The 13,804-nt window shown below is 51.4% G+C and carries 6 protein-coding genes; all 6 read right to left on the bottom strand.

The window, feature by feature from the left end:
* Window positions 1-199: 199 nt before the first annotated feature.
* A complete protein-coding gene (locus Q5741_RS14310) occupies window positions 200-1,183 on the bottom strand; it encodes a tRNA dihydrouridine synthase (RefSeq protein WP_305024780.1) in 984 nt (327 codons plus the stop codon).
* Between the two features lie 351 nt (window positions 1,184-1,534).
* A complete protein-coding gene (locus Q5741_RS14305) occupies window positions 1,535-4,465 on the bottom strand; it encodes an InlB B-repeat-containing protein (RefSeq protein WP_305024779.1) in 2,931 nt (976 codons plus the stop codon).
* Between the two features lie 4 nt (window positions 4,466-4,469).
* A complete protein-coding gene (locus Q5741_RS14300; protein ID WP_305024778.1) occupies window positions 4,470-6,956 on the bottom strand; it encodes a X2-like carbohydrate binding domain-containing protein in 2,487 nt (828 codons plus the stop codon).
* Between the two features lie 227 nt (window positions 6,957-7,183).
* Window positions 7,184-8,284, bottom strand: coding sequence for a response regulator (locus Q5741_RS14295; protein WP_305024777.1), 1,101 nt, complete (start codon window positions 8,282-8,284; stop codon window positions 7,184-7,186).
* Complete coding sequence (locus Q5741_RS14290) at window positions 8,262-11,354, bottom strand: hybrid sensor histidine kinase/response regulator (protein WP_305024776.1); 3,093 nt, start codon at window positions 11,352-11,354, stop codon at window positions 8,262-8,264. Before Q5741_RS14290 ends, Q5741_RS14295 begins: the two co-directional genes overlap by 23 nt.
* A gap of 778 nt (window positions 11,355-12,132) precedes the next feature.
* Window positions 12,133-13,743: a 23S rRNA (uracil(1939)-C(5))-methyltransferase RlmD gene (rlmD, locus tag Q5741_RS14285; protein WP_305024775.1), complete on the bottom strand. Its 1,611-nt coding sequence runs from the start codon at window positions 13,741-13,743 to the stop codon at window positions 12,133-12,135.
* Between the last annotated feature and the right edge of the window lie 61 nt (window positions 13,744-13,804).

Here is a 13,804-nt window from a genome sequence, read left to right as displayed (position 1 = left end):
TCCCGCCAAGATGAATGGGGGATGTCTCTTGTAATCCATAAACGTTACTGTGTAATGGGCGCTCTTATTTGGCTCCATGGTGCATCATCCGGCTCCAATTACGTGACCCCATTATACCACATGGCCAGCCAAATACTTAACCGGTCGTTGTATTCCCATGGCATCTGCAGCCATCACAGCGTTAGTGTAAAACAAACCTTTACTGTTCCTCCGCCCCACCATGATCCTGGCTCTTAAACTCATCGAGCAAAGCACGCACTTCACTAGTCGACTTGGCGTTCATTAAGTTATTTCTCAGCTCACTCGCTCCGCGGAATCCACGGACATAGATTTTGAAGAAGCGGGCCAGCGGTCTGAACGAACGGGATTCCAGCGTGGAATATTGATCATGAAGATCCAGATGCAGCCGCAGCAGATCAAGCAGCTCCTCACTGCTGTGCTCCTTCGGCTCCTTCTCAAAGGCAAACGGATTATGAAAAATACCGCGCCCGATCATTATGCCATCCACACCGTACTGCTCAGCGAGCTTCAGGCCGGTCTGACGGTCCGGGATATCCCCGTTAATGGTCAGCAGTGTATGGGGTGCCACCTCATCACGCAGCTTCTTAATCTCCGGGATCAGCTCCCAGTGGGCGTCGACTTTGCTCATTTCGTCTCTTGTACGCAGATGAATGGACAGGTTCACAATGTCCTGCTTCAAGATGTGGGTTAACCAGCCGCGCCATTCGTCTACGCTGCTGAACCCGAGTCTTGTTTTGACACTGACGGGCAGTCCCCCGGCTTTGGCAGCTTGGATGATCTCCGCTGCGAGCTCGGGACGGCAGATCAGGCCGCTTCCCTTCCCGTTCTCGGCTACATTCGGCACAGGACAGCCCATATTGATATCAATCCCCTTGAACCCTTCCTGCGCCATACCGATACTCATCTGACGGAAATATTCCGGCTTGTCTCCCCAGATATGGGCCACCATCGGCTGTTCATCCTCTGTAAAAGTCAGACGCGCGCGCACACTCTGGTTCCCCTCCGGGTGGCAGTAGCTCTCCGTATTCGCAAATTCCGTAAAGAACACATCCGGTCTGGCCGCTTCACTCACGACATGACGAAATACAACATCCGTCACATCTTCCATGGGCGCCAGTATAAAAAAAGGCCTCGGCAATTCAGCCCAAAAATTGTTTGTCATATTCAAAACCTCTCTATCGATGAAAAAGTAAATCTTTTCTTTAACCCGAAATATATAAGTAATCTCTTCCTATCTCTGTTTCTTGTTTAAGGACGCATCATAATGAAACGTGAGGTAAAAAGACAGCCTTATTGTATCACATGGTCAGCAAGATTCTAAACCATGTGCTGCATCTTTCGCTGTACCTATATTTGTAATGGTCTTTCATTTTAGAGTTTTCATTGTCATTGCTGCTGGTCAATTACCGCGTTGTTCTTCCATTACATAAAGAAAAACCAGACTCTTTCTCCGTTTGAAAAAGAAAGAGTCTGGTTTGGTTTTGTTCCGTTTCAAGCTGTTTCGTGAGCTGAACTAGTTGGCTTGCCGGTTATCAATAAGGTTAGCCTTGATCAAAAACCGCTGTACAATCGCCGCAGTTTCGGCGCGTGTCAAGTTTCCGGTCGGCATCAAATCATCAGCCGCTCCTTTAACGAGACCGTTCTTTACTGCCGCAGCCATGGCCTGCGTTGCCCAGGAAGCGACTGCTGTCCGATCCGCGAACGGAGACAGCAGGGAATCTGTATCAGCTCCGTCGGCCTGTAGCCCCGCCAGCATCATCGCCCGGTCCATGATCACCAATGCTTCCTGCCGGGTAATCGTTTGGTTAGGAGCAAAGGTGTGATTCTCGTAGCCTCTAATCAAGCCGTATTCCGCCGCTTTTGCCACAGCGCCAGCATACCAATCGCCAGCCTGGATATCGGTGAACTTGATCGAGGTGCCGTTGTCTGACAGCCCTAGCGCTCGTACTACGATGGCTGCAAGCTCTGCACGTGTAATAACAGCATTAGGATTGTAATGGGTATCATCGATACCTTTGACAATCATACGGGAAGCCATGTCGTTCACAGCTTCCTTCGACCAGTGACCCTCCACATCTGCAAAGGTCTTCGGATTCCAGATCAGGAAGTAATCACTATTGGTCAGGCTGTTTATGACCGCATAATTCTTTCCTTCGCGAATCGTAACATAGGTAGGGACATGACGCACACTGCCGTCCGAATCCAGTACGGCAGCTGTGGTCACCTTGCTCAGGTCAACGCCGGCGGGAAGCGGAATTTCACGCTCTACGTAGCTGCTGAACTGCTCGACGCCTACTATTTTGCCATTATAGGAGGCCATAACATTAAAGTTAACCGGCGGAGCCGCAACCTCAAAGCCTCCTTGTGCCGCCACATTCTCAGCAAGAATCTGGGCAGCCTCGACGCTCTTGGCAATCTCCACATGAACGACAATGTCTGAAAGCTTAACCTGTTCGCCCAGTTTAGCAGAGATATCATCGATGGCGATTTGTCCGGCAGGCAGCTTGTAAGTACCGTTTAATGTTTGGACTTCCAAGACCGCTTGCTTGTTTTCCATGCTCTTCACCGCTTCACCCGTCAAAGTGACCAATACCTTATCCACATTGGTAGTCACGGGGATGACCACCTTGGACTGATCTGCCGCCTGCTTGAGCTGAGCAGCCAGCTTGTATGGATCAATTGCCGCCGTCAGCACGGACTTGCCATTCTCCCTGGTCGTTGAGCCTGCAGCAATTTGGTCTTTCACGACACCATCAACGATGACTTGCAGTCCGGCCGGCTTCTCAGGATTCGTTGTACCCGGAGTCGATGGCGTGCCAGCGCTATTTGAATTATTCGAATTGTCCGAATTATTCGAGCCATTGCTTGTCCACTTTGCATACAGCGTCACATCAGACGTAACCTTATCCGCCGTAAAGTTCCAGGCGTTGGTTCCCGCTGCTTCCTTGTACCAGCCGGCGAATGTGTAACCCGCTTTCGTCGGAGCTGGCGGAGCGCTGATGGTTACGCCGCTGTCCACCTGAGTGAGGCTGGAAACTGCGCTGCCTCCCTGTGAATCGAACGTCACGGTATGCTGCAGAGGTCCCTCTTTGACCGCTACCTTACCCCTATTCAGCGTTTTGTCCATCTCTGTCCCGAACGAATCCAGAACGGAGAAGCGAAGAGGATCTTGCGTCTGCACCGTCATCTTCTTATCGCCCAACGCCGCCCCGCTCTTGATCTTGAAGCTGACGGTGAACAGCTTCTCTCCAGCCGTAATCGGTGTATCTCCCGCATTGCTGTCTACCCATGCTGTTTTGACCCAGCCAGCGTCATTATCGTAATTGGAGTCGAAATAATCTCCAGTTTCCCCTGTAACGCCCGTTACTTCCAAAGCCTCTTTGTCAAAATCAATCTGTAAATTGTACGCTGCTATTCCATAGGTGGAGCTGTGCACGATGACCGGTACTTCAACCGTAGACCCCGGCGTTCCGCTCACCGAGACAATCTGAATCTCTACCTCGTGCCGCGTCCACTTCGCGTACAATGTCACATCAGAAGTCACCGCATCTTCTGCGAAGCTCCACGCGTGCGTTCCCGCTGCTTCCTTGTACCAGCCTCCGAACGTGTAGCCCGGCTTTGTCGGCGCCGGCGGCTCACTGATGGTCGTACCGCTGGTTACATGGGTCGCAGAAATTACCGCACTGCCTCCCTGCGAATCGAATGTTACGTTGTATTGTACCTGCTCAGCGGTGATCCACTTCGCATACAGCATCATATCGGATGTCACCACATCTGTCGCAAAGTTCCACGCATCCCTCCCAAGCGTATCTTTGTACCAGCCTCCGAACGTGTAGCCCTCCCTTGTCGGGGCTGGAGGTTCGCTGATCGTCGTGCCGCTGATCACATCGGTGGCACTCTCGACCTGGCTGCCTCCCTTTGTATAAAATGTCACCGTGTGTCTAGTATCGAATGACTTTACCGTGATCTTGCCTTCTTCCGCTGTTGTGGAGGCAATTTCCGGACCTTCATACAGATCATGTTTAGGCACGGTCAAGTTCAGCTCACCAGGCTGTGCCGAATCCTTGATCTTGAAATGAAGGGTGAATATTTTTGTATCATTCATAATAAAAGTCGGATTGGCTTTAACATGAATGATCCCACTGTTGGAAAAATCCACTTTAAAGTCCTCGTCGTCTAAAATGACATCCGGTTCACCCGTAACTTCATCCCCGGGTACCAGCTCCAAAGACGCAGCATTGTAACCAATCGAAATGTCGTACTGGGCGATCAAATCTTCTGGTGTTACATATACCGGTACGTTAACGATATCTCCAGGATATCCTTCTGCACTGCCCACCTTCATCGAGTTTGATGCTGTACCCGGATCCGCATAGCCTGCTGTTCCTATAGACAGAAACATAACGGCCGCCAGCATGGTCGAAATCCATTTTTTCCAATGCATTAAATCAACCCTTTCCCACGGTAATGGCAAGGAGCAGTTTGACATCTTCATCGTCCCATTGCCCATCACCATTCATATCGAGCGCCTGCAATTGCTCCGGCGTCAGCGTAACCTTACCTTTGATATATCTGCTCAACAGAAGCGCATCTGCAGCCGTCACTTTACCGTCCCCATCCGCATCCCCCAATACAAACGCCGTATAATATGCGGTATATGTGACATTAGCCGTCACCACGGAGGCTGCAACCTCTTGGCTGCTAAGCTTCGTGATGCCTCCATCGCTGCTCCAGCCTGCAAAATGGTACCCATCATCAGGGGTAACCGTTGGTACCACTGATGGGTGACCGCCGCTCTCTACCTGTTCACTTGTGCTGCTGAGCGTGCCATGAGCTCCAGGCTGGTAGCTGACCGTTATCTTCTGCGGTGTCGTATCATTGACCGTTATCACCAGCGTTCGCTGTGCGCCTGTGCTAAAGGCAAAGGTCAGACTCGTTATTCCTGCAGCCTGATTTGTCAAATACGCTTTGGTGATCGTCACGGTATCACCGCTGACCATGTAATCCGTATCCGGTACCAGCACCTGCACTCCATTGGAAATTCCGGTAAGTTCATTTCCGTTCAAAGTCATTGTCGTTGTTATATCCTTGTAGTCTGGAGAAGAAGTGTTTTTGTCAAAGCTTCCGGTTAAAGGATTAATCGTGCTATTCGTGACTGTTCTCCGCAAAATCACTCCGTACTGACCTATCACCACATCCTCGCTTCCGCTCGAAATAAAGTCCTGGAGATGATTGACGGTACCGCTGCTTTCCTGCTTCCAGGTAATGCCGTCCACAGAAGTCAACAGGGTGCCGTTGGCTCCAGCAATTTTAAATCCGCTAACATCGTGATGGACGCTGCGTAGCGACTGATATACCGTGCTCATTCGACTCGTCCAGGTTTCCCCATCGGAAGAAGTGAAGATCTTCCCTCTCTCCCCCACCGCTACAAACAACCCGTTTCCATAAGTCACATTGTATAGATAGTCCTTAGCATCGAATTCCCGGCTGGTCCATGTTTCTCCATCTGAAGAGGTCAGAATTACTCGGTCCCCTACAGCAACATATAGACCGTGACCATAACTGACGCCATAGAGGGCACTTGATGTTCCACTCGTCCGGCTCGTCCAGGCTTCTCCATTCGGTGAAGTCAGAATCGTGCCACCGTTACCTACGATCACATACTGTTGATTGCCATACACGCTGCCCGAAAGCGAATTTGAGCCATACTTTTGCCCTGTCCACGTTATCCCGTCAGGCGAAGTGAGGATAATGCCCTGCATATCGGAACTCCACTGATGCCCTACGACTATAAATTTGCCGTTGCCGTAGCTGATGCCTCGAATGCTATCCGGTCTATTGGCCTGATCGGTGATTGGGCGGTTTATCCAAGACCTTCCATCCGGGGATGTAAGTACAACGCTGGTCGATGTTGTCGAACCTATTAATTCGCTTCCAGCAGCCACGAACATTCCGTCGTTATAAGATAAGCCCGTTAGCGATGCTGCCGTTCCCTTCAACTGGTTACTCCAGGATATTCCGTTCTCCGAAGTCAAAATTGCGCCGCTATATCCGACAGCCACGCAGGTTCCATCCCCGCACTTGATGCTGGTAAGATCCTTCATTGTCCCCGATGTACGGCTCGTCCACGTGCTTCCGTTTGGGGAAGTGAGGATGGTTCCGCCTCCGCCTACGGCCACAAACCAGTTGTTGACGTTGTCATAAGTGACCGCATTTAACGTGACCGAGGTATTACTCGCAGCGCTGATCCAGTTCGTCGCATCCGTCGATGTCATAATCAGGCCGCTCTGCCCAACGGCCACATATTTGTTGTTACCATAGGCTACTCCGTAAAGCATGTGAGTGTTATTAGTTGTTTTGGTACTCCATGTTTTCCCATCACTAGATTGGATGATAAACCCTCTAATCCCTACACCCACGAATTTATTGCTGCCATAAGTTACACTCATATGATAGTTCGTCGTATCGCCTACGGTCTTCTGCGTCCAGGTTAACCCGTCGCTGGAGACAACGACATTTCCGCTCGATCCTACCCCTACAATCGTTCCATTGCCGTAGGCCAAACTAGCTATGATGTTGGTGTTAATGTTTTGCTTTTGCGAATTCCATTCTGTTTCTCCATCCGCCAAGGTGTAAATTAAGCCGTTTGCTCCGATCGCGATGAACTTGCCATCCGCGTAGGTAATCCGCGAAATACCGGTATTCACCTTCTGCTTAGTCCAGTTCCTCCCGTCGACAGAACTCAGAATATCTCCATACTGCTCCACCGCGATAAATCGATGGTTGCCATAAGCCAGATTAACGATTGTATTTGCCGTAGGAAACGGGCTTTCCTGTTCCCAGTCGGAAGCCGCTTCCGCAGCATTCTGCGGCATGAACGCCGTCATCATCAGGAATACCAATACAATAGCCAGCCTTCGTTTGATGAACGCCATCCTATTCCCCCCATTCTTTTTGTTAAAAATTGAAATACCAGCATATACAACTGGCGTTTGAGTCTTCGGCCAACGACATCAATGTAGCACAACATTTCTCAACATTTTCTCAACATTTCCCGATAAAACGACAAAAACAGCCTTCAAATTTGTGACTGAAGACTGTTTTTTTCCACATTTTTCGCAATTATGGTCTGTAACCCCTTGCTTGCTCGCTCGCCCTGGTCCTATTCTCCCTTTAGCTCTATCTGCTCCATCATCGCTCGCACCCGGCGAGCCCCAGCCTGATCACCGGCTTGCAATAAACAATCTGCCAGCAAGTGATAATTAGGCAGTCGGCTTGGCTCCAATTCTATCAATTTCCATAGGAGCTGCACCCGAAACTCCTCCGATACCCGCCCAAGTACTGCATTCATACAGGATATTACGTTTGATTGAAGCTCCAACCTGTAAGCATTAGCCCATTCATAATGCTCCATCTCCAGGTAATCGCTGTACAGCCTGAGTATGCCCTTCGCTTGGGCTGCTGCATCTCTTTCCCTCAGAATAACCAGGAGCTCCTCCAAGTCGCTGTGAATGAACGATGAATCAATCCAGTACCGTTCGTCGCCATAATTCACAAACCCGTCATACCCTACCGACTTGAACAGACTTCGCAAATAATAGAGCGAGGTATGCAGCAGCTTCTGCCCCCGCTCCGCCGTATGATCCTGCCACAAATGCTCCAGGATGGTGTATTTGTAAACTGGCTGTCCCCGGTGATGCCAGAGAAACGCGAACAGCTCCTTTGTTTTCTTGGTACGCCATGTCAAGAGCCGACCGTCCGAAGTATATAGTTCCATACTGCCCAGTACTTTGAGTGAAAGTTCCTGCTTATTTTCCGAGTAGCTCTCCGGTGCAGGAGCCGAACCGGCAGTCCTCAAACCGTCCTTCTCCAACCTATCAAAGTTCCGCTCCTGTTTTTTGGCTTGCCGGTTTGCATAACGGGACAGCACCCTGACCAGCTTGTCCTTTGCGACAGGTTTAAGCAAATATCCGATGGCTTCGGTGTCGTACGCTTCGATCGCATATTGATCATGAGCCGTGACAAAAACAATCTCCGCATCTGGACAACCTGCAGCCAATGCTCCTGCAGCCTCCAGCCCGTTCACCCCGGGCATCTCGATATCCAAAAAAATCAAATCCGGTTGAAGCGTGCCGCATTGTTCAAGCGCTTCGGCAGCCAGCTGAAATCTGCCAGCCACTTCGACGCCGCCAACCTCTTTTAACATAATCTCCATGACGTCAAGCGCGATCTCTTCATCATCAATCAGAATGGCTCTCCACATAACGCTCCTCCGTTAAATAAATCGTGATTCTCGTTCCTTCGCCAGGACGGCTGTGAATCTCCAGCTCCCGCCCATACCTCATTTGCAGCCGGCGGTTTACATTACCGACGCCGATTCCCCCGGTTGTCCCCTGTTTCAGCCGTCTTAATGCAGCCTCGTCCATTCCAATTCCGTCATCTTCGACGACAACTTCAATCCCCCTATTAGCGCGACGAACGATAATGTTCACGCTTCCTCCCTCCGGCTTTTGTCCGATCCCGTGACGGACGGCATTTTCGACAATAGGCTGAAGGATGAGCGGGGGCAGCAGGCAGTGTGCGTCTTCATCAATGGTGTAGCAGACAGCCAGCCGTTGACCAAACCGAAGCTGCTCAATCGCCAGATAGGCGCGAACCAGCTCCAATTCCCGACTCAGCGGAACCTCCTCTCCGTGAAAGACAAACGTGAATTTGGCGCGAAGATAAGTAGTCAGATGATGAATCGTTTCCCGCAGCTTGTCAACATTTTTGTAGCTGAGCCCAACCAAGGCATTCAGGCTGTTGTACAGAAAATGCGGGGGAATCTGTGCCTGCAAAAAGTCCATTTCCCGGCGTACCGCCCGTTCTGAGGAGCTTTTCATCGCCAGCAGCGACTGCACCCGGGCCCGAAGTTCCGCCAGTTCAAATGGCTTTTGAAGAATATCGTTAGCTCCCGCACCAAACGCAGCAAGGATGTCACGCGTCTGTCCCGAGGCGGTCAGCATCAGTACCGGAAGCTCGGCCAGCCCGTGTAGAGAGCGGACTTCCCGGCAAATGTCGAGTCCCGATACGCCGGGCATCATCAAGTCAAGCAGCAGGAGGTCGGGCTTCCTTGTCCGGAGTGCATTCAGCGCCTCTGCCCCGCCGCCTGCCGTCGTATACGTATGACCCAGGGAGCCGACGGCATCCATGGCCACCTTCAGATTGAAGGGCTCATCGTCGACAATCAGAATGTGGAACAGCTCCTCCTCGCCGGGCACGGCAGAAAGGGCGGGGAGCGGTGTCAGGCTCTCTCCATATGCGTTCAATTCCCCGTACTCCCCGTTCGCTGAATATTGGCTAACTTCCATGTTTTCCGTGACCGCTGCAGCCTCGTGCGCGCCGCTCCAGGCAATCGGCAGCGTGAACGTGAACCGGGAGCCCTGGCCAACCTCGGATTTGACCTCCAGTTGACCGCCCTGCAGCTCGACCAGCTGCTTCGAAATATTAAGCCCCAGCCCGATGCCATTCCGCGAATGGGAGCCATCCTCGTTATGTTGGAAGAAAGGCTGGAATAGCTCGTCCATAGCATCAGACGGGATCCCTCTCCCTGTATCGCTGACCGAAATAGCCAGCATCTCTCCCCGCTTTTCGGCCGAGATGGATACGCTTCCCCGGTCGGTGTACTTCAGACCGTTCTCTAGCAGATTGTGCAGGATCTGCCGCAGCCGGTTCTCGTCCGCAAGAACAAGGGGAAGCGCGGAAGGCAGCTCCTCCTTCAGCTGGACGCCGCTTTTGACAGGCGCGATCGATAACGTTTCCATTACGAATCGGGTCGATACGTACAGATCTACCGGCTTGGGCTGCACATCGAGCTGCCCGTACCGGATCCGGTTCATATCCAGGATGTCATTCACCAACCCGGCAAGCCGCCGCCCGATCAGATGCATCAGCCGAATGTTCTCACGGTGCTCCGCTGCAAGCGGCGGCTCCTTATGTTCCAGCAGTGTCTCCGACAGATTAATGATCCCGTGCAGAGGTGTCCGCAGTTCATGGGACGTCTTCGCCAGAAACTCATCCTTTTGCTTGTCATAGACCAACAGCTGCTGAGCCAGGCGTTCACTCCGCAGGAAAGCTCTGTGAATCCGATCCGCCATCAGAAACGACTGCGACAGCACGACCAGCAGCAGCGTGACAATGATGTAATAGGGGCTATCGAGCGCCAGCTGGTAGCGGGTCTGAGCAAAGATCCAACTGATAATTAAAAAGAACACACCGAGCAAAATATAATAAATCCGCATTCCTTCGTGGCGATTGCGAAAAATTGAAGTGAAAATGAACCCAAAAGCCACTATCTGCAGCAGAATTCCAGGCCACAGCAGAACCAGCAGATGATCATTCGGAAGCAGGACGAGCAGAGCCAGATATAAGCAGGAAACCCAGCGAAACGCCTTGAACCAGGGCCCGCTCCTGTCATCCAGATAGAGGCGGACATAATGGATAAAGAACAGAATCGCCAAATAGGGAAGAATAAACAACAGCTTTTGCAGCAAAAGAAAGGACAGGGAAGGAAGCAGGTTCGCCAGAACGATTTCGTTATCGATGCTGAAAAAGAGCCCCAACGCCCAGCAGAACAGACTGAAAAAGATAAGATACGGCTCCCGCCGCCACTGCCTGAACATACCTGCAAAATAAAGACCAAAAACGAGCAGCGTCGTAATGACGATCACATCGGCCATACGGGCGTTATCCCGTCGGTTCAAAACATCGGCTGTTGGGCCAAACTCCGGTGCCTGTACAAGCCCGCCCTGAAGATACTGATAGCTCGCCACCTGGATAATAATTTCGATCTTCCGGTCCTTCACCTCAACGGCTCCAAAGAAAGGAACATTACTCGGGACAAAACCGGCATCCGACAAGGCGGTTTGTCCCGTACCGCCAAGCTCCTGACCGTCCATGTAGATGCGGCTCGACATCCGGATTTTTTTGGCCCGGAGGCTGTAATTGTCAAGGTCGCTTACCAACAGGCGCAGCCGGTACGTTCCAGCGCCGTACCCATCGTCCGATACCTTCTTCCAACCCCCGGGAACCGGAAGCAAGTGCCGCTCTGCCTGTAATTCCCCTGCCCGTTCGGCAAAGTCCTGTGGTGTCAGCAATTGGTCCTTGTAAAACTCCCACTCCCCTTGCAGCGGAAGAATTCCCTGCTGTGCAAAGCTCCAATTTCTGGCGTCCAGCACGCCTTCCCGCGCTTCCGGATAACTGACATTCGGATGAAGCCATTCATAAATAAAGATCGAGGTAGCGACCGTAAAAACCAGCACCATGCTGATCAGTCCTGTTAACTGCTTTTTCATTAGGCGTGTGTCCCTTCTGTTGCAGGAGAAATATGAAATGCTTCTTTTACTAGAGGCGAATTCCAGCATAATATGAAAATTAAGCCTAATTGTATCACATGGTATTGAGATGTTAGTAGATGTTAAGCGCTCTATTCACCACTATTAGTTGATACGGTAACCATACTATCAATTGACTTGTAGCCAGAGTGAAATCTGGCGTCTCAAGCCAGTGAATCTATATTTATAGCTGTTTTTGTGTCTTCATCTCGAAGTAAACTATTAAAGGGAAAAGAAAAAGGACCATTGCAAGTGCAATGATCCTTTTTCTTTTCCAGTTGTCAAAGTCCTAAATAGTCATATCACGCATGTCACCTTGCCATCATCTCTCTCCGCCTTACAGCCACAAGGCTTTTCCCGCCCTCCCTCGTTCCTATCCTCAATCCCTTCGAGCAATTAAAGTCGTACTACAAACAGGGGGAAAACAGGGGCTACGACCGAGGAAATCGGGTGCATAAAGGCAATTAAAGTCGTGTTAGAGGCAGGGGAAAAGACAGGGAAAAGTTGGGCAGGGGCTAAAGATTATCGGAGAAAATGATCGAGAAAAACAGGAGACAACCATCCTCAGCCCTGTCCCCACAAGGGTTTCCCTGCATTTCACGGGTCTTTCGACCCTTTTGAAGAAGAGAAAAAAGCCGAGAAAAAACAGGAGTGGATCCCTGAATTTCGCTCGGCTCGTAACATGACTTTTTAGGCTTTGATACGACTATTTAGGCTTTGTGTAAAGTTTAAATGTAATCTACAATGACTCTTGTACCAATAAAACTACCGACTCCACATGTGTCGTATGCGGGAACATATCCACCGGCTGCACCTCAACCGTCTGATACCCGCCATCCTCCAGCACACGCAAATCCCGTGCCAGCGTGCTTGGATTACAGCTCACATACACCACACGCTCCGGCTTCATTTCCAGAATCGTATCGAGCAGCCGTGGATCGCAGCCCTTACGCGGCGGATCGACGACAATGACGTCAGCCTCGATGCCCTGTTCCTTCCAGCGTGGAATGACATCCTCGGAAGCACCGACTTCGAACTTCACATTGTTCATCTCATTCAGCTTCGCATTGCTCCGCGCATCCTCGATTGCTTCCTTCACAATCTCCACACCGTACACCTGATCCGCATGCTGTGCCAGGAATAGAGAGATCGTACCGATCCCGCAGTAGGCGTCAATCACTGTCTCTTTACCCGTCAGCTTGGCGTACTCCACCGTTTTGCCGTACAGCACTTCAGTCTGAACCGGATTCACCTGATAGAAGGAACGTGCCGAGATCGCAAACTGTACATCACCGATATAGTCATAGATCACATCACGGCCCCATAGGACACGAGTTTCATCTCCGAAAATAACGTTCGTCTGCTTCGTGTTCACGTTCTGGCAGATGCTCGCCACATGAGGAATGGCCTCACGAATACTGCCGATCCAGGCATCCTTATGCGGGATATCCCGTCCGTTGGTGACGAGGACAAGCATCATCTCACCGGTGCGGAATGCTTTCTTCACGACAACATGACGGAGCAGGCCGCGGCCTGTCTCTTCGTTATACGCGCTGATGCCGAATTCACGGCCCAGCTCCTTCACCTTCCCAACAACCTCATCGTTGTGCTCATGCTGAATCAGACAGGTCTCCATGTCGATGATGCGGTGGCTGCCGCGGGCATAGAAGCCGCCGACCAGACCGCCTTCAGCAACACCGATCGGCACCTGAGCTTTGTTCCGGTAGCGCCATGGCTCTGACATACCAAGTGTCTGATGGACTTTAATCCCTGTACTAGCTGCCTTATCTGCATCCACAACATCCGCTTCCGCACCTTCAACCGAAGCAACCTCAAACTTCCCGATCCGCTCCAGCACATCAACGACATGCTGCCGTTTCCAGGCGAGCTGGCCTTCATAGCTCATATGCTGCAGCTGACAGCCGCCGCACTGGTCGTAGATAGGACAAGGAGCTGCGACACGATCAGGACTGGCCTGGACGATGTCCAGCAGCTTGGCGTAGCCGTACTGCTTTTTCGTCTTCAGCACCCGCACCTTGACCCTCTCACCAGGCAGTGCTCCCTGCACGAACAGGGTGTATCCTTCCGCACGTCCAACGCCCTCTCCATCATGGTTCATGCCAATGATATCGATGATGGTCTCGTCATTCTTCTGCACCGGGAGATTCAGCAGAGCTGTGGATAAACCGGCCTGCGGCCGCTGTCCTGCTCTTTGCCCTTGTTGTCCCGTACTCCGGCCCTTTTCCTGTCCAGGTCTCGCACCTGTACTGCGCCCTCTATTCTGTCCTGCTGCTTGTCCTGCATTTGCGTTCCGGCGGCTTTTTCCACGTCCGCTGCGGTTGTTGGTCATTATGATTAGCCTTCTTTCTTATCTTCAATTTAATCGTTATTTATATCATGCCAGAACGTTT

The organism is Paenibacillus lacisoli, assembly GCF_030580655.1.
GTDB classification, from domain to species: domain Bacteria; phylum Bacillota; class Bacilli; order Paenibacillales; family Paenibacillaceae; genus Paenibacillus; species Paenibacillus lacisoli.
Note: the sequence above shows the minus strand (reverse complement) of the source record. Positions and strands in the feature narration are given on the sequence as shown.

What these genes read in the sequence shown, in the direction of transcription:
- Q5741_RS14295 (WP_305024777.1), bottom strand. Translation starts at nt 8,284, where the DNA reads ATGTGGAGAGCCATTCTGATTGATGATGAAGAGATCGCGCTTGACGTC.
- Q5741_RS14290 (WP_305024776.1), bottom strand. Translation starts at nt 11,354, where the DNA reads ATGAAAAAGCAGTTAACAGGACTGATCAGCATGGTGCTGGTTTTTACG.
- rlmD (WP_305024775.1), bottom strand. Translation starts at nt 13,743, where the DNA reads ATGACCAACAACCGCAGCGGACGTGGAAAAAGCCGCCGGAACGCAAAT.
- Q5741_RS14310 (WP_305024780.1), bottom strand. Translation starts at nt 1,183, where the DNA reads ATGACAAACAATTTTTGGGCTGAATTGCCGAGGCCTTTTTTTATACTG.
- Q5741_RS14305 (WP_305024779.1), bottom strand. Translation starts at nt 4,465, where the DNA reads ATGCATTGGAAAAAATGGATTTCGACCATGCTGGCGGCCGTTATGTTT.
- Q5741_RS14300 (WP_305024778.1), bottom strand. Translation starts at nt 6,956, where the DNA reads ATGGCGTTCATCAAACGAAGGCTGGCTATTGTATTGGTATTCCTGATG.